The sequence below is a fragment of the Acidobacteriota bacterium genome, from assembly GCA_018001935.1.
Lineage (GTDB): Bacteria > Acidobacteriota > JAAYUB01 > JAAYUB01 > JAAYUB01 > JAGNHB01.
The window spans coordinates 122,438-141,767 of record JAGNHB010000002.1 but is presented as its reverse complement, the minus strand read 5'-3'; the positions used below and the strand labels follow the sequence as shown (position 1 = coordinate 141,767).

Here is a 19,330-nt window from a genome sequence, read left to right as displayed (position 1 = left end):
CACGGCCGCGGCGAAGAGGGTTACACCAGCGCGTCGGCGACGATCTCGCCGAGGGACTTGACGGTGACGCCGAGCTTGTATTCCTTGTTCAGGTCCATGAGCTGGTCGATGCAGTTGTGACAGGGGGCCGCCACGATCTTCGCGCCGGTCCGGGCGATCTGGTCGGCCTTGACCTTCCCGGCCTTCAGGCGGCGTTTCGCGAAGCGGCTCATGGCGAGCTGGCCGCCGCCCCCGCCGCAGCAGAAGTTCTGGTCTCGGTTGGGGGTCATCTCCACGAAGTCGGCCACGGCGCGGCGCAGGACCTCGCGCTGAGGCTCCGTCACGCCGCCGTGGCGCACCAGGTTGCACGGGTCGTGGAGGGTGACGCGCTGGGGGACGCGCGAGGGGTCCACCCGGATTTTCCCGTCGCGGAGGTAGTCCCACAACAGCTCGACGAAGCTGATCACTTCGAAGCCGTATCTCTCCCGCAGCCACTCGGGGGCTTCCCAGCGGTTGGCGGCGAAGCCGTGCCCGCACTCGCCCAGGACCAGGACCTTCGCCCCCAGCCGCCGCATGGTGTCCGCCAGGTGCCCCGAGATCGTCCCGGCGGCCACGTCGTCGCCGCTGAACAGCCCGTAGTTCGTGACGTCGTAGTAGTCCCGGGAGAGGGTCCAGTTCTCCCCGGCCGCGTGGAAGATCCGGGCGGCCGCCAGGAGGGAGAGGGGGAAGAACTTGGGCTCCCGGGGGTTGACCGTGTAGAGCACCCGCGCCCCTTCCGCGTCGAAGGGGATCCGGGCCCCGGGGTCGCCGCTCTCGCCCCGCAGTTCCTCCTCGAGCCACTCCACGGTCTCGATCCACTCCTCGCGGGTGATCCCCATGTTGTTGCCCACGTTCACCGCCAGGTCCACCGTGGACTGCAGGTCGGAGGGGACGAGCCCCCTGGCCGCCAGGGCGCCCCGGGCCGCCCGGACAATGGCGGGGATCTGGATGCCCACCGAGCAGTTGAGGGAGCAGCGCCCGCAGAGGGTGCACCGCCCGAAGAGGGAGTCCACCCACTCGGCCACGAGGCCCGGGTCCAGCGTCTTCGCGCCGGTCAGCGCGGGGAACAGCCTGCCGGCGAGGGTGAAGTGGCGGCGGAAGACCCGCCCCGCCAGGTCGAGTTTCCACCCGGGGACGGCCTCGATCTCGTCGTGGGTCAGGGCGTAGTGGCAGCTCTCGGCGCAGAGCCCGCAGTGGACGCAGGCGTTGAGGCCGGCCGCCTTCCCGGCGTCCAGCTTGTCGAAGAAGGCCTGAAGGATGACCTTCACGTCCTCCCGGGTGAGTTCCGGGGCAGGGGGCGTGACCGAAGGGGATTCGCTCATGGGTTCACCTGCGGGCCGGGGGCGGGGGACGGCTTCGGCGGGTAGACCCCGCGGCGCCCGAAGAACGCGCCCAGGGTCAGCCGCGAAACGAAGAAGTAGGCACAATGTCGGATCTTGCCCAAGGGAGCGTACAGGAACAGAACAATGGCGGCGATCCCCGCCGGGGTGCCCCAGGCCGGGTCGACGGAGGCCAGGAGGCAGCCGGCCAGGAAGAGGTCCACCAGGAAGTTGGACAGGAAGTCGTCAGGCACGCTCAAACGCCGTGTCCCCGGGGTGACCACCCGCTTGACCAGGAGCCCCAGGCCGGCGGCCAGCGCGGCCAGGACGACCCACCCGGCGGCCCGGGCGGCGACGGCGGGCACGGGGACGCGGAAGAGGCCGAGGAAAAGGCCCAGCAGGGCCAGGAAGATGCCGCCGTGGTAGAGCACCCCGGCCAGGTAGACGAGGGCGTGGTCCCGCGCGCTCTCCTTGTGCCTGGGCAGCATCCCGGCGGTGAAGAAGAAGCGCACGCCCTCCCCCGCCTTCCCGGCGGCCCGGGCAAAGGGCTCACGCCGTCCGAACGCCGCCGTCCGGCGCAGGGAAAGACCCAGCCCCGCCGCCCCGACGAGGGCGGACACCAGGACGCCGATCTCGAGGAAGGACCAGGCGGGCACGGACCGTCACACGCAGCCGTCGGGCTTGGGGAGGCCGGCGACCTTGCAGGCCCCCTTGGCGGGACCCGACGGGAAGAGTTCGTAGATGCGGCGCAGGGGCAGCCCCGTGGTCTTGCAGATCAGCCGCACCATGGGGGCCAGCTGCTTCTCGAGGTAGTGGGACCGGATCAGCCGCACGACGGCCCAGTGCTCGTCGGTGAGGGTCTCGAGCCCTTCCTGGTTTCGGGCCAGCGCCAGCGCCACCCCGTCGTCCCACTCCTCGGGGCGGACCAGGAAACCGTCCTCGTTCAGTTCCAGCGTCTTTCCGTCGCAGTTGAGTTCAGGCATGTCGACCTCGCCTCACGAAATGCCGCGACTATACCCCACCCCATGCCGGCCGCGCAACCCCCGAAGTGGTGACACAAGCGGAAGTTTGACGCGGTCGAAAAAAGTACCATTACCCTCCGGGTGATGGCTCAAACAAAGGTCTTACAGACACTTTTCCGCTCGTTTTCCGACTGTTTGCGGGTGCATCAGGCTTGGCGTCTTCGCGTCTTGGCGTGAGGCGGAACCGTAACATGGCCAGCCAATTGCGGCATGAGTCCGGGCCTCGGTCCCGAGCCGGGTCCTCGCCGTCCTTCGGGCCCTTTGGGTCCCTTTGGTCCTTTCGTCCACTCCCGCCCCCCGGTGGCGGCGAGGGCGACAAAACCAAAGCGGCAGTTCGAAGCCTCGCTGCAGTCCAAGGGCAGCTCGAAGACGCGCTGCCGCTTTCCGGGAATGGGGGCACGCTCCCGTGCGCCGGGGGCGGGGGTTGACAAAGGGAGCTTCAGCTTTTCACCAGCTTGTCCAGGCCGGCGATCAGGAGGACCTTCTGCACGTCGGGACTGGGGTTGACGATGGCGAAGCCGGTCCCGGAACGTTCCTTCGCCGTCTGGATGCACAGCCGGAGGAAACTCGACGAGACGTAGAAGACCGCGGCCAGGTCGAACGCCACTGCCCCGGGGGCCCGCCGGACGCGATTTGCCAGGCCGGTCTCGAAGGACTGGCAGGCCAGGGTGTCCAGCTTGCCGCTGAAAACGCACCGGAGGCCGGCGCCGGATTCCTCGTATTCCACCATGGTTCCTCCTCGTCACTCGTTCTTCCGCCAGACGCGCTCCACCTCGGACGCGTCCACCGAATCGTCCAGGAAACGCTCCCGGTCAAAGGCGAACAGCCGCCGGTTGGGCCGGCGCCGGGCGATGCGCTGGATGTTCAGCAGGTGGCCGGCGGAGACGTCGCCGGTGGCGACGCATTTCCCGCCGATCCCGCACATGAGGGCCAGCGAGGGGTCCAGGCTGTTGTAAACGCAGCCCGTCCCGCCCTGGGCGGCCGGGGTGTTGACCAGGATCCGCCCCGCGTTCATGAGGGCCGCGAAGCGCCGGATGCAGGACTCGTCGTTGGAGAAGATCACGGCCGTGCGGGCCGCATCCCCCCGGCCGCCCAGGCCGATGCACAGGTTGAGGGCTTGCTCGAAGTCCTCGGCCTCGAAGCAGGCCAGGATCGGCGCCGGGATCGCGCCGGCGAGCGGGTGCTCCCGGTCGGTCACGGACAGCGGGGCGACCAGGAGCCGGACGTCCCCCGCGGCGGCGATCCCGGCGCGGGCGGCGAGGGTTTTGGCGGGGCGCCCCACGGCGTCGTCGCGCACGCCCCCCCGTTCCCGGTCGAACACCACGGCCTCGAGCCGGGCGATCTCGTCCGGGGAGAGGAAGCGGGCGCCCCGGGCGGCCAGCTCCCCGCGCAGCCGGTCGGCCACCTCCGGCATCGCAACGAGGGCCTGCTCGCTGCAGAAGCCGGCCCCGTGGTCGAAGGTCCGGGACAGGAGGACCTGGTCCGCCGTGAAGGGGATGTCGGCGGTCCGCTCCACCAGGACCGGCACGCCGCCCGTTGCCGTGCCCGCGCCGGGGGGGCCGCAGAGAGCCTGATCGCCGGGGGGCCGGACGTCCCCCCCGGACAGGACCCGGGCCACGGCGGGGTGGCCCGCGAGCGCACGCAGCGCGTCGGGCGTATCCGGGAGCACCCACTGGATGCAGTGTTCGGGGGCGTCCTTCGCCAGGGCGGCCTCGTAGCACAGGCGGGCCGTCTCGAAGCTGCTGCGGACGGCGTCCCGGTGGGCGCAGACGACGACGGGGTTCCGGGTCTTCAGCGCCAGGAGGATGCTGAAGAGCGTGGACGCGGTCGGGCCGGCCGGGGGGATGACGGCCAGGACGGGCCCGACAGGCTGGGCGATTTCCGTGATGCCCGCCGCGTCGTCCTCGCCGAGGACGCCGACGGTTTTCATGGGGCCGATGCGCTCCCAGAGGAGGTGCGTGGCCAGCACATTCTCCATCACCTGGTCTTCCCACTTCCCGATGCCGGTCTCCTCCACGGCCATTTTCGCGAGCCGGACCCGGTGGTTGAAGCCCACGCGACAGACCGTCCGGGCGATCCGGTCGGTGTGTTCCTGGTCGAGCTGGCCGAAGACGGCGGCGGCGCACCGCGCGTTGCCCATCACGGCCTGGACGTCGATCCCCATGGTTCCTCCTCGTCGATCTATGTCCGGACACCCCGATGCGTCGGGATCGGTATCGGTCTCGCAATCGGTTTTGCCGTCGCCCTCGAGCCCGGTCCCTGCCGGGGCCGTCCTGAAAGCTCACCTCGTGACGGCGTTTCGGCAAGCCTTTCCAGGTTGAGGTCGATCCATTATCTCACGAGAAGCGCCGCGGGGCAAGGCGACGGTGCAAGGCGCCCCCCCCCCATGAACCTCAAACCGCCCCGCGCGCCGCCAGGAACGCTCTGGGGAGTGCGGCGCGGAGGTCTCACGGAGCGCCGGTGGGAATGTCCTGGGGAGTGCGGCGCGGAGGTCTGACGGAGTGCCGGTGGGAATGTCCTGGGGAGTGCGGCGCGGAGGTCTGACGGAGCGCCGCTTTTTAACAAACCTCAGGAGCAAGGCGCGCAGGCCGCCGGAGCGCCGGCTTTCCGGTTGATCGGGCCGGGGAGAGGGGGGGGGAGCGATGGCGATGGCGATGGCGATACCGATAGCGATACCGATAGCGATGCCGATAGCGATACCGATAGCGATACCGATACCGATACCGATACCGATACCGATGTTGGTGGTGATGACGAGGACAGGGGTCAGGACAGGAAAGGGAGGGCGCCGGGGACGAGACAGAGGGCCTGTACGACCAGGTTGGCGTAGAGGCCGGCCACCAGGTCGTCCGCCATGATCCCGACCCCGCCCGGGAGGCGCTCCGCCTGGGCGGCCGGGCAGGGTTTCCAGATGTCGAAGGCGCGGAACAGCAGGAAGGAGAGCGAGGCGGTTTTCCAGGAAATCACCGGCAGGAGAAGCAGGGCGAGCCACTGGCCTGCCGCTTCGTCGATCACGACCAGGGAGGGGTCCTCCTTCCCTTCCGACCGGGCCACGGTCCCCGCGGCCAGGACGCCCGCCGCGGCGAGGCCGGCGACGGCGGCCCCGAACAGCAGGGGGTTCGCCGTGAAGAAGGGCCGGAGCGGGAGGTAGAGGAGGAGGGCCCCCAGGGACCCGGCGGTCCCGGGGGCCACCGGGCAGTACCCGCAGCCGAAGAACGTGGCGGTGGCATAAGCGGCCGCCCTGGAAACGCGACGCATGGTCGGATACCCTAGTTCACCGCGGTCTCGCGGCCGCGCCGCGGAACCGGTCGAAGACGCTACTGGAACTTGACGGCGGGAGCCTTCTCGGCGCCCTTGTCCGCCTCGAACATCTCGCGGACGGGGAACTTCCCGCTCATGAACATGCTCACGAAGAAGCCACGGACGTAGGTGTTGTACTCCTTCACCGAGGCGTTGTAGTCGTTGCGGGCCTGTTTGATGCGGTTCTCCGTGCCCGCCAGTTCGTCCTGGAGGTTCAGGAAGTTCTGGTTGGCCTTGAGTTCGGGGTAACGCTCCACTGTGACCATGAGCCGGCTCAGGGCGCTGCTCAGCTCGCCCTGGGCCGCCTGGAAGGCCTGCATGGACTTGGCGTCGTTGAGGTCCACCTTCACCTGGGTGGCCGAGGCCCGGGCCTGGATGACCGCCTCGAGGGTGCTCTTCTCGAAGTTCGCCGCCCCCTGGACCGTCGAGACGAGGTTGGGGATCAGGTCGGACCGGCGCTGGTAGGCGGACTGGACGTTGCCGAACTTCTCCTTGGCGCCTTCGTCCAGCTTGACCAGCGTGTTGTACATGCTGACGTAGGAAAAGAACAGAATGAGCACGATGCCTCCCAGCACCGCCAGGACGATCCAGAGAGCTTTCATGTCGCGTTCCTCCTAATTTGAGAATTCAGAAGTCAGAATCCAGAATTCAGAATCCGGAATCCAGTGGGGGAACCCCCCTTGGTCATGGTTTCAAAAACCGGTTGCGTCAGGCAGTCCGTCAGATGAAGCCGCACTCGACCTACGGGACCCTTTTCTAAACAATACCCTCAATCCGAAAATCTCTTCCTTCCCATCCGCATTCCGGATTCTTCTCTCACGCTTTCCCGGCCAGTTCTCTCACCACCGCGATGCAGCGTTCGCAGACGGTGGGGAAGTCCGTGAATTCCCCGACCCGGGGCGAGCGGTTCCAGCACCGCTCGCACTTCGCCCCCGCGGCGGGTTCGACCCGGATCTCCGGGCTGCCGTCCGGCACGTCCGCACTTTCCAGGACGGCCTCCGACACGATCAGGACGTAGCGCAGGTCGGCGGCGAGGGGGGCCAGGAAGGCCGCGTCCCCGGGGGACACCCGGAGGACCACCCGGGCCTCGAGGGAGTTCCCGATCACTCCGGCCTGCCGCAAGGGCTCGGTGGCTTTGCTGACCTGCTCCCGGAGCAGCCACAGCTTTTCCCAGCGCACGAGCAGGGCCTCGTCCGACCACCCCGCGACCTCCGGGGCGCCCGGGAAGTCCGCCAGGTGAACCGACTCGGGGAGGTTGGCGAACTCGCGCATCTTCTGCCAGACCTCCTCGGTGGTGAAGGGCAGCAGGGGGGCCAGCAGGCGAACCATGGTGTGCAGGATGCCCCACAGGGCCGTCTGGGCGCTGCGGCGTTCGGGCGAGCCCGCCGCCGAGGTGTAGAGCCGGTCCTTGAGGATGTCGAAGTACACGGCGGACAGATCGACGGCGCACAAGTTGTAGAGCTGGTGGGAGACCACGTGGAACTCGTAGCGGTCGTAAGCGGCCTCGCACTGGGCTGCGACTTGTGCCAGCCGGGCCAGGGCCCACCGGTCGATCTCACACATCCGGTCCGAGGGGACGACGTGGCGGTCCGGGTCGAAGTTGAACGGGTCCGCGGAAGTTTCGGCCCCCTCTTCCCCGGTCTCGCGGTAGAGGTTGGCCAGCAGGTAGCGCAAGGTGTTCCGGATCTTTCGGTAGGCTTCCTTGAGGCGCTCGAGGATCTCGTCGGAGATGCGCACGTCCTCCTGGTAGTCGCAGGAGCCCACCCAGAGGCGAAGCACCTCGGCCCCCGCGGTTTTGATGACTTCGGCGGGAGCGGTGACGTTGCCGCGGCTCTTGGACATGGCCAGGCCGTCCTTGTCCAGGGTCCAGCCGTGGGAGAGGACCTCCCGGTAGGGCGAGGAACCCCGGCAACCCAGGGAGACCAGGAGGGAGGAGTGGAACCACCCGCGGAACTGGTCGCCGCCCTCCAGGTACATGTCGGACGGCCAGGGGTGCCCCGCGCGGTCGAGGCTGACAGCCTGGTAGCTCACCCCGGAGTCGAACCAGACGTCGAGGATGTCGAATTCCTTCTCGAACTCGTGCCGCCCGCACTTCGGGCAGGTGGTGCCCTCGGGGAGGAGTTCGCCCGCCTTGCGGCGGTACCAGGCGTCGGCGCCCTCCTTCTCGAAGATGTCGGCCACGTGCCGGACGAGGTTGCGGTTCATGAGGACGGCCCCGCAGGCCCGGCAGTAGAAGACGGTGATGGGCGACCCCCAGTACCGCTGCCGGGAGATGCACCAGTCGGGGCGGTTGGCGATCATGTTGAAGATCCGCTCCTCGCCCCAGGCGGGGTACCACTTGACCTTGCGGATCTCCTCCAGCGCCTTCTTCCGGAGGTCGGCGTTCTCCATGGAGATGAACCACTGGGGGGTCGACCGGAAGATCACCGGGTTGTGGCACCGCCAGCAGTGGGGGTAGGAGTGGTCGATGGCGGACCCGTGCAGCAGCACGCCGGACGCCTCCATCAACTGCACGATGTCCGCGTTGGCCTCGAAGACGGTCCGCCCCGCGAAGGGGCCGCCCTCCTCGGTGAAACGCCCTTCGTGGTCCACGGGGCAGAGGGTGGAGAGCCCGTACTTCTGGCCGGTGACGTAGTCCTCCTGGCCGTGGCCGGGCGCGGTGTGGACGCACCCGGTGCCCTGGTCCAGGGTGACGTAGTCCGCCAGGACGATGAGGGATTCCCGGTCGAGGAAGGGGTGGTTGCAGGACTGCCCTTCCAGGACCTCGCCCTTGAAACGGGCGATCACCGTCGCCCCCTCGAGGCCGCAGGCGGAGAGAAAGGCGTTGGCCAGGCCCTCGGCCGCGATGTGGACCTGGCCGCCGGTTTCGAGGGCTACGTAGTCGTAATCCGGGTGGAAGGCGATGGCCAGGTTGGCGGGCAGCGTCCAGGGGGTGGTGGTCCAGATGACCACGCCCACGGCCTTCCCGGCCAGCTCCGGGACGACCCGGGAGAAGTCGGTCCGGGCCGGGAAGCGGACGTACACCGAGGGGGAGGTGTGGTTTTCGTACTCCACCTCGGCTTCCGCCAGGGCCGTCTGGCAGGAGAGGCACCAGAGGACGGGCTTGGACCCCTTGTACACGCTGCCCATCCCGACGAAGTCGCCGAAGACCCGGGCGATGGTGGCCTCGTAGGCGTACGCCATGGTCTGGTAAGGGTTCTCCCAATCGCCGAAAACGCCCAGGCGCTTGAACTGCTCCCGCTGGATGGCGACGAAGCGCTTCGCGTATTCCCGGCACTGGCCGCGGAATTCCACGACGTCCATCTTCTTGCGGTCGAACCCGAGCTCCGCCTCCACCTTCTTCTCGATGGGGAGGCCGTGACAGTCCCAGCCGGGGACGTAGGGGGAGTAGTAACCCTTCATGGACTTGTACTTGACGATGAAGTCCTTCAGGATCTTGTTCAGGGCGTGGCCGATGTGGATATTGCCGTTGGCGTAGGGCGGCCCGTCGTGAAGGATGTAGGCCGGCCGGTCGAGGTTCTTCTGCAGGATGCGGTGGTACAGGTCCATCCCCTCCCAGAACGCGAGCATTCTCGGTTCGTTCTGCGCGAGGTTCGCCTGCATCTTGAACCGGGTCCGGGGCAGGTTGACGGAATCCTTGACGTTGAATGGGGTGCTCATGCGCATGCTCCTTGGCGCTCCCAAAATGACGGGGTGGCACTATACCGGATTTTCCGGGAAAAGTAAACGAAGGCGTTTACGCTTGCGGGTTCCCCGCGCCCGGAGGCGGGGAAACCCGCGAGCGTAAACGGGGTCACTCCACGTTGACGACGAAGCAGCGGAGCGCCTTGTCGTAGAACGTCTGCCCGTAGCGGCCCCACACCCCCAGGAGGAAACCGAAGCCCAGGGTGCCGACGCGCAGCAGGGTCCGGAAGAGGGCCGGCAAAATGCCGATCCGGTGCCCCTTCATGTTGACGACCATGATCTGCGAGAGTTTCTTCCCGGGTGTTGCGCCGAACTTGCCTTCCGACACGGCCAGAAGGAGGATCGGAAGGATGGCCCCGAGGCAGCAGTGGCCGACCGTCCCCCAGTCCGCGACGGCCAGGGTGGCGCCCAGGTATCCCAGGCCTTCCAGGGCCGCCAGGATGGGGAGGTCGATGCAGAAAGCCTTCATCCGGTCCGTGGGCGAGGCGGGGGTGTAGAGCCCGTCGGCGTCCTTGTCCAGCGGGACGCTGTGTTTCTTCTTCTTCACGGCCTCCTGGAAGTAGGGGACCGTGTTCACCGGCATCCAGCGGGCGTCCCCCTTGCGGACCTGGTCCGACTCGATCACCGAGCCGCCCAGGATCCACTCCTCGATGGTGACGATGTTCAGGTCCGTGTAGACGTCGCTGCCGATCTTCACCGACCAGACCGGTTCCTCCCAGTACGGGGCTTTGGTTTCCTCCTTGGCCTTGCCCTTCTCGGGGCCGCCGCCCTCTTCCGCGGCCGGGGCGGGGGCGGCCTCCGGTCCGTGCGCCTTCGGGCGGGGGTCCTCTTTCAGGCGGATCTCGAATTGCCCCTCCTCCGACGGCTGGTAGTCGTCGAAGGACAGGGAGTCCACCTGTTCGGCGAAACAGCTGGGGCAGACCTTTTCGGACCCGACGTCCGCGCCGCAGACGTGGCACACCTTGGTGCCCGAGACGCCCTGGGTCAGTTCCCGGAGGATCCCGTCGTCCTCCACGCCCGCGTCCTCCGACAGTTTGGCCGGGGCGTTCTCGTCGGGGGCGGCGGCGGCGGAGGGCTCGACCGGCAGGATCTCCTTGAAGAAGTCCTCGTCCAGGTCGATGCCGGCGGGCGGGACGTACGGCCCCCTGGCCGGTCCCGCGGCGGCCCGGGCGGGCGGCGGGGCGGCCTCGGCCGCGGCCGGGGCGGAGATCCCGAGTTCGTCGGCGATGCCGGCATAGTCGATCTCGCCCGCCTTCACGTTCGCGGGGGTCCCGGCATCGACGGGCTCGGGCGAGGAAATCCCGAGTTCGTCCGCGAGACCGGCGTAGTCGATGTCCGCGACGCTCTCCTTCGGGGCCTGCGGCGGCGGGGCGGGTTTCGCCGGCGCGGGGACGGGCTCGGACACGATGCCCAGGATGCTGTCGATGTCCAGGTCGATGGAGGCCACCTGCCCCGTTTCCGAGAGGGAGCGGGGGGACTTCACCGGCCCCGTGGACGAGCGCAGCTCGCCGGTCGTGGAGTCCCGGGTGCGGATCTCGCCGGTGAGGGAGAGCAATACGTCGCCGGTCTTCCCGGACCGCTCCGCCTCCTCCTCGAGGTAGCGCTTGAGGTTGAGGTCCAGCCCTGCGGGCGTCTCCACCTGGAGGAGGTTGGAACAGGCGGGGCAGCGGGCCTTGGTGGGCTTGTCGGGCAGCTTGGTGATGTTGATCCAGAGGAACTTCTTGCACGTGTTGCACCGGAAGGGGAGCTTGTCCTTCACCAGGGAGATGAGGGAGCGCACGTGGGCGTCCACCATGGTCTGGTTCTCCAGGGTGAGGATGGGTTTCCCCGTCAGGAAGTGGAACATCTCCTCGCCCATGGAAAAAACCCGGCCGGCCTTGATGATCTCCAGGGCGGTGTGCCGAACGTTCTGGTCCACGTTCTTGCTGGGGAAGCGGAACTCGTTGGGCGAGAGGGAGGAGAAGGGCATCCGGATCAGCTTGGGGAAGCCGACCACCCCGAGGTCCAGGAAACGCTCGCCCGTCACGGGGTCGCCCTTGATGTGGGCCTCGATGAAGATCATGTTGACGTAGGGGATGTCGATGCGCTTGTCGACCCGCAGCTCGTTCGGACGGGGGCTGACCCACCGGCAGTGGTGGATCTGAAGCGAGAAGCCGGGGGGGATGGTCCGGGTCTTGATCAGGTACACTTTTGTATTGAGTAACTCTGGATCCATGGTGGTCTCCGCGCCAGAATATGGGTTGCACTATAGCACGAGGCCGGAAGGACGGCAAAGGGATTTTGACAAAGTGGGGCGAGGGGCAATTACCCCCTTGACAAGAACCGGTCATTCTGGTAACGTTCGCAGGCTCCGGCGTCGATTGCCATCGGCGGGACCGGGCCCAAATACGCGAAAGGAGTCAGAACGTGCCCACAATCAATCAATTGGTAAGGCATAGCCGGGAAAAGGTGAAAACGAAGACCAAGGCGCCCGCCCTTCAGGACTGCCCGCAGCGGCGGGGCGTGTGCACGCGCGTGTACACCACCACGCCCAAGAAGCCCAACTCGGCCTTGCGCAAGGTGGCCCGCGTGCGCCTCACCAACGGTATCGAGATCACCACCTACATTCCCGGCGAGGGGCACTCTCTGCAGGAGCACAACATCGTCCTGGTCCGCGGAGGCCGCGTGAAGGACCTCCCCGGCGTCCGCTACCACATCATCCGCGGAACGCTCGACTGCGGCGGCGTCGAGAAACGCAACCAGTCCCGTTCCAAGTACGGCACCAAGCGGCCCAAGAAAGGCGCGGCTGCCGCAGCCAAGAAATAACCGAGGGAGAGAAGGATCATGCCGAGAAGAAGAGAAGTTCCCAAGCGCGCCGTGCAGCCCGACCCGGTCTACAACAGCGAGGTCGTGACGAAGTTCATCAACTGCATGATGACCCGCGGCAAGAAGACCACGGCCGAAGGCATTTTCTACGACGCCATGGAGATCATCGCCAAGAAGATGAAAGACGAGCCCCTCAAGGTGTTCAAGCGCGCCCTCCAGAACGCCAAGCCCCTGATGGAGGTCAAGTCCCGGCGCGTGGGCGGCTCCAACTACCAGGTCCCGGTGGAAGTCCGGTCGGAGCGGCAGCAGTCGCTGGCCATCCGCTGGCTGATCGGCTACTCCCGCGGCCGCGGCGAGAAGACCATGGCCGAACGGCTGGCCGCCGAATTCATGGACGCTTTCAACGAGCGCGGCGCCACCATCAAGAAGCGTGAGGACACCCACAAGATGGCCGAGGCCAACAAGGCCTTCGCCCATTTTCGCTGGTAGTATCCCCCCCAAGCTTGTCGACGATGCGAATGCAGTCCGCGGGCGGACTGCATTCTTTTTGTCCGGAGCCGCCCCTCCCGGCCACGGGTGGGGACCGCTAGCCGGATTGCCCCCCGCGATCAGGAGTGACAGATGGCACGAACGACCTCCCTGGAAAAGACCCGCAACATCGGGATCATGGCCCACATCGACGCGGGCAAGACCACGACCACTGAGCGGATCCTCTTCTACACCGGGATCACCCACCGCATCGGCGAAGTGGACGCCGGCACCGCCACCATGGACTGGATGGTGCAGGAACAGGAGCGCGGCATCACCATCACCTCGGCCGCCACGACCTGCTTCTGGCGTGACCACCGGGTCAACGTCATCGACACCCCCGGCCACGTCGACTTCACCGCGGAGGTGGAGCGTTCCCTGCGGGTCCTGGACGGCGCCGTCGCTGTCTTCTGCGCCGTCGGGGGGGTCCAGCCCCAGTCGGAGACGGTCTGGCGCCAGGCGGACCGCTACGGGGTCCCCCGGATCGCCTTCGTCAACAAGATGGACCGCACCGGCGCCGATTTCGTCAACTGCATGGCCATGATGAAAGCCCGGCTCGACGCCCGGCCCCTCGCCATCCAGCTCCCCATCGGCCGGGAGGACACCTTCCGCGGCGTGATCGACCTCGTCCGGATGAAGGCCGCCTTCTACGAGGGGGACAGCCTGGGCGCCCGCTACGACGTCCGCGACATCCCCGAGGAGCTGCGCGAGGAGGCCGAGACCTACCGGGAGCGCCTCCTGGAGACCGCCGTGGAGATGGACGAGGCCGTCATGGAGCGGTACCTCGAGGGCGGCGAGATCGGCGAGGCCGAGTTGACGGAGTGCATTCGGAAGGGGACCCTGGCGATGAAGTTCGTCCCGGTCACCTGCGGCGCCTCGTTCAAGAACAAGGGGGTCCAGTTCCTGCTGGACGCCGTGGTGGACTACCTCCCCTCCCCCCTGGACATCCCGCCCGTGTCGGGCACCGACGACCGGGGCGCGACCACGGCGCGGCGGCCGTCCGACGACGAGCCCTTCTCCGCCCTCGTCTTCAAGATCATGACGGACCCCTACGTGGGCTCCCTGGCCTTCTTCCGCGTCTACAGCGGCCGGGTGGCCTCGGGGACGTCGGTGTACAACCCGGCCCGGCGCGCCAACGAGCGCATCGGCCGCCTCCTGAAGATGCACGCCAACAAGCGCGAGGAGATCGAGGAGGTCTGGGCGGGGGACATCGCCGCCGCCGTGGGCCTCAAGAACGTGCGGACGGGCGACACCGTCTGCGACCGGCAGGCGCCCGTGATCCTGGAGTCCATCGATTTCCCCGCCCCGGTCATCGCCGTGGCCATCGAGCCCCGGACCCAGGCCGACATGGACCGGATGGGCTCCGCCCTCAACAAGCTCTCCGCCGAGGACCCCACCTTCAAGGTGAAGGTGGACGAGGAGACCGGGCAGACCATCATCGCGGGCATGGGTGAACTTCACCTCGAGATCATCGTGGATCGCCTCCAGCGCGAGTTCTCCGTGGACGCCCGCGTCGGGCGCCCCCAGGTGGCCCTCCGGGAGACCCTCACCCGCTCCGTGGACGCCGAGGGGCGTTTCGTCCGGCAGACGGGCGGGCACGGCCAGTACGGGCACGTGAAGCTTCGCCTGGAGCCCCTGGAACCCGGGTCCGGCTTCGTTTTCGAGAACCGGGTCGTGGGCGGGGCCATCCCCCGGGAGTACATCCCGGCCGTGGAGAAGGGCATCCGGGACGCCATGGAGACGGGCATCCTGGCCGGGTACGAGATGGTGGACCTGAAGGTCTCCCTCCTCGACGGCACCTACCACGAGGTGGACTCCTCGGAAATGGCGTTCAAGATCGCCGGATCCATGGGGTTCAAGGAGGGCGCCCGCCGCGCGGGGCCCATCCTGCTCGAGCCCATCATGAAGGTGGAGGTGGTGACGCCCGACGAGTACATGGGCGACGTCATGGGGAACCTGAACGCCCGCCGGGGCCGGATCGCCAACCTCGAGCACCGCGGCAGCACCCAGGTCATCACGGCGAGGGTGCCCCTCGGCGAGATGTTCGGGTACGCCACCGACCTGCGCTCGCTGACCCAGGGCCGCGCCACCTACACCATGCACTTCGCCTGCTACGAGCCCGTGCCGCAGCACCTGGCCAAGGACCTCGTCGAGGGCAACCGGTCGTCCTGAGGATGGACGCCCGAAACCACGGATGAGCACGGATAAACACGGATCAGACCGCGGACAAAACGAAATACACGGAAATTGAACCACGAACCACACGAACCACACGAACCGGGCCTCTCGCCGGGGGATTGTGCCGGGCGGGAACGGGGAGAATGCGACCCAACGGCTGGAGGTTTTTCACCCCCATCGAAGGCACGGGCTGATCGCCGACCCCATCCTGTTCATTCCTGTTCGATTCTGGCCCGCGCGCTCCTTTGGGCCGCCGGCTGGCTCTGCGTCGTCCTGGGGGCCCTGGGGGTCTTCCTGCCCCTCCTCCCCACCACCCCGTTCCTCCTCCTGGCCGCCGCCTGTTTCCTGCGCACCGCACCCCGGAGCCATCGTTGGCTCCTCGAGAGCCGGCACCTGGGGAAGTTCATACGGAACTACCGGGATTACCACGGCATCTCCCGGGGCGCCCGGCTTTTTCTCCTGGCCGCGCTCTGGCTTTCCCTGGGCGCCACCGTCGCCCTCGCCACCCTGCCGGGGTGGGCCCGGGCCCTTCTTGCCGGCGTCGGGGTCGCCGTGACGGTCCACCTCGTCAAACTCCGCACCATCTCCCGGAGAAAAACAGGTGGCCCGGGGGGGATTCCGGGTTAAAATATCCGACCGGTCGGCCGGCCTTCGACGGCGGCGAACCGGGCAGTGACCGGGGGAGAGTGCCTATGCGGATCGACTTGACGGGAAAGACCGCGCTGGTCACGGGGGCTTCCCGCGGCATCGGGAAGGCCTGCGCGCTGGCCCTGGCAGAAGCGGGGGCCCACGTGATGGTCAACTATCGCAAATCGGCCGATCAGGCCGCGGCGGTTCGGGACGAGATCGTCCGGAAGGGCGGTTTCGCCGAGGTGTTCGAGGCGGACGTCTCCGAACCGGAACCCGTCGACGACCTCTTCCAGCGGCTGTCGGACTGGCGGGGCCGCCTGGACATCCTGGTCTACAACGCCGGGATCATCCGGGACAGCCTGCTCGGCGCCATGGGGATCGTGGACTGGGACCGCGTGCTCTCGGTCAACCTGCGGGGCGCCTTCCTCTGCGCGCGCGCCGCCGCGGCCTACATGGTGCCGCGGCACGCCGGGAAGATCGTCAACGTGGCGTCCGTCACCGCGGTGCAGTGCGTGCGGGGGCAGGCCAACTACGCCGCGTCCAAGGGCGGCCTGGTCTCCTTCACCCGCGCCTGCGCGGTGGAGTTGGCCCCCAAGGGGATCCAGGTCAACGCCGTGCTCCCCGGGATGATCGTCACCGACATGAGCGCCCGGGCCCGGCAGCGGGCCGGCGACGAGATCCTCAAGCGGATCCCCCTGGGGCGCTTCGGCGAGCCGGAGGACGTGGCCCGCACCGTGGTCTTCCTCGCCTCCCCCCTGGCCGACTACATCACCGGCCAGGCCCTGGGGATCGACGGGGGAATGAGTGTGGGGGGATAGCCTATAGCCTACAGCCTTCCTTGGAGGTTGCCGTGAGATTCCTTCTGGTCGACCGGATTGTCGAGTGCGTGCCCGGGCAGCACATCGTCGGGGTGAAAAACGTGGCCATGAGCGAGGACGTCCTGGAGTTCCACTTCCCGGGCAACCCCGTCATGCCGGGGATGCTCCTCACCGAGGCCCTGGTCCAGCTCGCGGGCTGGCTCGAGGCCGCCGGGTCGGACTTTCACCACTGGTTCCTCCTGGACACGCTCCACCGGAGCGGGTTCTACGGCTTCGCCCTCCCGGGTGACCGGGTGGACCTGCGGGTGGAAGTCCGCGGCGAGGCCGGGCATCGTCGGGTCTACCGCGGCGCCTGCACCGTCGACGGCCGAAAGAAGGTGGAGACGGAGTTCGAGGGTGTCCTCACGCCCCTGGACAAACTGGAGGACCCCGAGGTGCAGCGGCGCTTCTACGAGCGCCTGGTCCGGCAGGAGGTCCGGGCATGAGCCGGGTCGCCGTCACCGGGACCGGTCTCGTCACGGCCCTGGGGCCCGACGTCGCGGGGAACGCGGCGGGAGTGGTGGCGGGCCGGACCGGCCTCGCCGCGGATCTCCCCGGGGTGCTTCCCCCCTGGGCCGGCTGCGTGGGGCGCGTCCCCGGGGTCGGCATCCCGGAGGACCTTCCACCCAGGCAGCGGGCCCAGGCGAAGTTTCTCAACCGGGGGGGCACCCTGGCCTACCTGGGCGCGCGCGAGGCCATGGCGGGAGCGCCGGACGCCGCCGCCGTCCCGCCGCACCGGCGGTCCCTCTACGCCGCCACCGGCGACCACTCCTCCGCCGGGTGCGAATTCCTTCACGAGGCCTGCCGGGAAGCCTCCGGGGGGCGCTTCGACCGTCTCGACCCGGCGGCGCTCAACCAGGCCCTGCTGGAGAAGGTCAACCCCTTCTTTCTCCTCGAGTCCATCCACAACAACCCCTTCAGCTTCCTGACGGCCGCCTTTGCGTGCATGGGCCCCGGCACCAGCCTGGCCGCCCACTCTCCCGCCGGCGGGAACGCCCTGGAGTTGGCATTCCGCACCGTCCGGGCCGGGCGGGCGGACCTGGCGCTGGTGTCCGCCAGCGGGAGCTGGATTGACCCCGTCACCCTCTACGAACTGGACCGCCTGGGCCTGCTCTCCGCCGCCCGGGAGGGAAGCCGTTCCTTCCGCCCCTTCGACGCCCGGCGGGACGGCTTCCTCGCCGGGGAGGGCGCCGCCGGCCTCCTCCTGGAGCCGGAACCGGCGGCCCGGGCCCGCGGGGCCGAAATCCTGGCCCTCATGGAAGGCGTCGGGAACGCGGTGGACGGCTCCGAGAACCTGGCGCCGTCCGCGCGTGGGCTGCGGGAAGCCGTCGCCCAGGCCCTGGACGACGCCGGCTGCACGGCGGCCGACCTGGGCCTGGTGGTGGCCCACGGCAGCGGGACCGTCCGGGGGGACGCCGCCGAGCTGGAAGCCCTCCTCGAACTGCTCGGGGAACGGGCCCCGGCCGTGCCGGTCGCCGCCTTCAAGCCCTTCACCGGCCACATGGGGGCGGCGTCCGACGTCGCCGAGGTCATCCTGGGGATTCACTGCCTCCGGGACCGGCACGCCCCCGGGATCCCCGGTTTCCGCCGCGCGCCCCGGGGGTTCGAGGCCCTCGCCCTCTCCGCCGCCCCCCGGCCCGTTTCGCTTCCCCGCTTGCTCTCCGTCGGCTGCGGGCTCGGCGGGCAGGTCTCCGCCGTCGTCGTCGCCCTGCCGGGGGCGGGGTCGTGAGCCGGCCCCTCAACCGGTCGGGAAGACCGCGGCGAAGCCGCATCCGCCAGGTGGCGGAGTTCGTCCCCGCCTGGCTGCTCTTCCACGTGATCCGCTGGTTTCCCCTGGGGCTGTCCTTCGCGTTTTCCCGCCTGGCAGGCAACGTCCTGTACGCCATCCTGGGGCGTCGCCGCCGGATCACCGTGGGCAACGTCCGCCAGGCGCTCGGCGACGACATCGGCGGCAAGACCCCCGAGCGTGTCGCCCGGGAGAGCTTCCACGCCCTGGCCTACCTGGTCCCCGAGATCGTCCGCATCCGCCGGCGCCTGGCCCGCCCCGACGCCATGGCGTGGGTCCGGCGGGAGCACCCCCACATGGTCCCCGCTTACGAGAAGGGTCGGGCAATCCACGACCGGTACCGCGGCTGCATCTTCGTGACGCCCCACTTCGGGAACTGGGAGGCGCTCCCCTTCGCCGCCGGGCTGGTGGGGATCCCCCTGGTGGTGGTGGTCCGACCGCTGGACAACGAGATGCTGGAACGCTTCCTCTACGCCTCCCGCCGGGACACCGGCCAGTGGTTCATCCCCCGCCGGAACTCCCTCATGCCCCTCCAGAACCTCCTGGCCCAGGGGAAGTCGGTGGGGATCCTGCCCGACCAGAGCACGCCGAAGGGGGTCCCCGTCCCCTTCCTGGGGCGGACGGCCTGGACCTCCCCGGTCCCGGCCATCCTGGCAGTCTTCCAGAAACGCCCCATCGTGGTGACCGCCTGCAGCCGGACGGGCCCCATGCGCTTCGACGCGCACGTCAGCGACCCGATCCTCCCGCTGGACGATTACGAGAGCGAGAAGGGCGAGATCGTCCGCCTCACCGCCGCCATGAACCGGGCCATGGAGGACGTCATCCGCGCCCACCCCGAGCAGTACTTCTGGATGCACAACCGCTGGAAAAGCTACGACACCCGCTTCTGAGGCGGTTCTCAAATCGCGCCGGTCAGCCCGCCTTCCCACAGCCTCACCAGAAATTCCCGGACCGGCAGAAGAAGGATTCCGTGTTCGTGAGAGAGAAGGGTCTCGAGCATGACGCCGTAGTCCGGCGTTCCGGGAACGATCTCCCGGCGCCCCTGGAGGTGGCGGACCACGCCGCAGTCGAAGAGGTAGAACTTGGACGTCGACAGCGCCTTCCGCTTGACGGACAAGCGCCAGGCGGGCAACTCGTACCCCGTGAGCGTGTCCTTGAGGATCGCGAAGTACTCCGCCACCGTGGATGCGGGGAATGTTCATG

At 68.4% G+C, this 19,330-nt stretch carries 18 protein-coding genes; 8 read left to right on the top strand and 10 right to left on the bottom strand.

The window, feature by feature from the left end; genetic code table 11:
* Positions 1-20: 20 nt before the first annotated feature.
* From KA419_01545 to KA419_01505, 9 genes are all read right to left on the bottom strand, one after another.
* Positions 21-1,340 carry a (Fe-S)-binding protein gene (locus tag KA419_01545; protein ID MBP7864606.1) on the bottom strand — a complete coding sequence of 440 codons (1,320 nt, stop codon included), beginning with the start codon at positions 1,338-1,340 and terminating at the stop codon, positions 21-23.
* Positions 1,337-1,993 carry a hypothetical protein gene (locus KA419_01540; GenBank protein ID MBP7864605.1) on the bottom strand — a complete coding sequence of 219 codons (657 nt, stop codon included), beginning with the start codon at positions 1,991-1,993 and terminating at the stop codon, positions 1,337-1,339. The genes KA419_01545 and KA419_01540 overlap by 4 nt, the downstream gene beginning before the upstream one ends.
* Before the next feature lie 6 nt (positions 1,994-1,999).
* Positions 2,000-2,320 (bottom strand): TusE/DsrC/DsvC family sulfur relay protein, encoded by a 321-nt coding sequence (locus KA419_01535; GenBank protein ID MBP7864604.1) that lies wholly within the window; start codon positions 2,318-2,320, stop codon positions 2,000-2,002.
* A gap of 478 nt (positions 2,321-2,798) precedes the next feature.
* The gene (locus KA419_01530) at positions 2,799-3,089 is read right to left on the bottom strand and encodes an STAS domain-containing protein (protein MBP7864603.1); all 291 of its coding nucleotides are present in this window, start codon (positions 3,087-3,089) and stop codon (positions 2,799-2,801) included.
* A 12-nt stretch (positions 3,090-3,101) separates the two neighbouring features.
* A complete protein-coding gene (locus KA419_01525) occupies positions 3,102-4,523 on the bottom strand; it encodes an aldehyde dehydrogenase family protein (protein ID MBP7864602.1) in 1,422 nt (473 codons plus the stop codon).
* Between the two features lie 602 nt (positions 4,524-5,125).
* A complete protein-coding gene (locus KA419_01520) occupies positions 5,126-5,617 on the bottom strand; it encodes a phosphatidylglycerophosphatase A (GenBank protein MBP7864601.1) in 492 nt (163 codons plus the stop codon).
* Positions 5,618-5,676: 59 nt separating this feature from the next.
* A complete protein-coding gene (locus tag KA419_01515) occupies positions 5,677-6,261 on the bottom strand; it encodes a LemA family protein (protein ID MBP7864600.1) in 585 nt (194 codons plus the stop codon).
* A 214-nt stretch (positions 6,262-6,475) separates the two neighbouring features.
* On the bottom strand, positions 6,476-9,319 hold the full coding sequence (ileS, locus tag KA419_01510; protein MBP7864599.1) for an isoleucine--tRNA ligase: 2,844 nt from the start codon (positions 9,317-9,319) through the stop codon (positions 6,476-6,478).
* Between the two features lie 133 nt (positions 9,320-9,452).
* Positions 9,453-11,558 (bottom strand): RDD family protein, encoded by a 2,106-nt coding sequence (locus tag KA419_01505; GenBank protein ID MBP7864598.1) that lies wholly within the window; start codon positions 11,556-11,558, stop codon positions 9,453-9,455.
* A 191-nt stretch (positions 11,559-11,749) separates the two neighbouring features.
* On the opposite strand from KA419_01505, the gene rpsL reads away from it, so the two are divergent.
* The 8 genes from rpsL to KA419_01465 all read left to right on the top strand — a co-directional run bounded on the left by rpsL (position 11,750) and on the right by KA419_01465 (position 19,017).
* The gene (gene rpsL / locus KA419_01500; protein MBP7864597.1) at positions 11,750-12,148 is read left to right on the top strand and encodes a 30S ribosomal protein S12; all 399 of its coding nucleotides are present in this window, start codon (positions 11,750-11,752) and stop codon (positions 12,146-12,148) included.
* An 18-nt stretch (positions 12,149-12,166) separates the two neighbouring features.
* Positions 12,167-12,637, top strand: coding sequence for a 30S ribosomal protein S7 (gene rpsG, locus KA419_01495; protein ID MBP7864596.1), 471 nt, complete (start codon positions 12,167-12,169; stop codon positions 12,635-12,637).
* 132 nt (positions 12,638-12,769) lie between these two features.
* The gene (fusA, locus tag KA419_01490; protein ID MBP7864595.1) at positions 12,770-14,848 is read left to right on the top strand and encodes an elongation factor G; all 2,079 of its coding nucleotides are present in this window, start codon (positions 12,770-12,772) and stop codon (positions 14,846-14,848) included.
* A 75-nt stretch (positions 14,849-14,923) separates the two neighbouring features.
* Entirely contained in the window at positions 14,924-15,481 is a 558-nt protein-coding gene (locus KA419_01485) for a YbaN family protein (GenBank protein ID MBP7864594.1), read from the top strand.
* 65 nt (positions 15,482-15,546) lie between these two features.
* On the top strand, positions 15,547-16,302 hold the full coding sequence (gene fabG, locus KA419_01480) for a 3-oxoacyl-ACP reductase FabG (GenBank protein MBP7864593.1): 756 nt from the start codon (positions 15,547-15,549) through the stop codon (positions 16,300-16,302).
* Positions 16,299-16,787, top strand: coding sequence for a beta-hydroxyacyl-ACP dehydratase (locus KA419_01475; protein ID MBP7864592.1), 489 nt, complete (start codon positions 16,299-16,301; stop codon positions 16,785-16,787). Before fabG ends, KA419_01475 begins: the two co-directional genes overlap by 4 nt.
* Positions 16,784-18,070, top strand: coding sequence for a hypothetical protein (locus tag KA419_01470; protein ID MBP7864591.1), 1,287 nt, complete (start codon positions 16,784-16,786; stop codon positions 18,068-18,070). Before KA419_01475 ends, KA419_01470 begins: the two co-directional genes overlap by 4 nt.
* Entirely contained in the window at positions 18,067-19,017 is a 951-nt protein-coding gene (locus tag KA419_01465) for a lysophospholipid acyltransferase family protein (protein MBP7864590.1), read from the top strand. Before KA419_01470 ends, KA419_01465 begins: the two co-directional genes overlap by 4 nt.
* Positions 19,018-19,025: 8 nt before the next feature.
* Here KA419_01465 and KA419_01460 read toward each other — a convergent pair whose 3' ends face one another.
* On the bottom strand, positions 19,026-19,307 hold the full coding sequence (locus tag KA419_01460; protein ID MBP7864589.1) for a hypothetical protein: 282 nt from the start codon (positions 19,305-19,307) through the stop codon (positions 19,026-19,028).
* Positions 19,308-19,330: the final 23 nt, after the last annotated feature.

Coding starts and splice junctions, on each gene's coding strand:
- KA419_01545 (MBP7864606.1), bottom strand. CDS start 1,340: ATGAGCGAATCCCCTTCGGTCACGCCCCCTGCCCCGGAACTCACCCGG.
- KA419_01520 (MBP7864601.1), bottom strand. CDS start 5,617: ATGCGTCGCGTTTCCAGGGCGGCCGCTTATGCCACCGCCACGTTCTTC.
- KA419_01515 (MBP7864600.1), bottom strand. CDS start 6,261: ATGAAAGCTCTCTGGATCGTCCTGGCGGTGCTGGGAGGCATCGTGCTC.
- KA419_01535 (MBP7864604.1), bottom strand. CDS start 2,320: ATGCCTGAACTCAACTGCGACGGAAAGACGCTGGAACTGAACGAGGAC.
- ileS (MBP7864599.1), bottom strand. CDS start 9,319: ATGAGCACCCCATTCAACGTCAAGGATTCCGTCAACCTGCCCCGGACC.
- KA419_01530 (MBP7864603.1), bottom strand. CDS start 3,089: ATGGTGGAATACGAGGAATCCGGCGCCGGCCTCCGGTGCGTTTTCAGC.
- KA419_01525 (MBP7864602.1), bottom strand. CDS start 4,523: ATGGGGATCGACGTCCAGGCCGTGATGGGCAACGCGCGGTGCGCCGCC.
- fusA (MBP7864595.1), top strand. CDS start 12,770: ATGGCACGAACGACCTCCCTGGAAAAGACCCGCAACATCGGGATCATG.
- KA419_01470 (MBP7864591.1), top strand. CDS start 16,784: ATGAGCCGGGTCGCCGTCACCGGGACCGGTCTCGTCACGGCCCTGGGG.
- fabG (MBP7864593.1), top strand. CDS start 15,547: ATGCGGATCGACTTGACGGGAAAGACCGCGCTGGTCACGGGGGCTTCC.
- rpsG (MBP7864596.1), top strand. CDS start 12,167: ATGCCGAGAAGAAGAGAAGTTCCCAAGCGCGCCGTGCAGCCCGACCCG.
- KA419_01505 (MBP7864598.1), bottom strand. CDS start 11,558: ATGGATCCAGAGTTACTCAATACAAAAGTGTACCTGATCAAGACCCGG.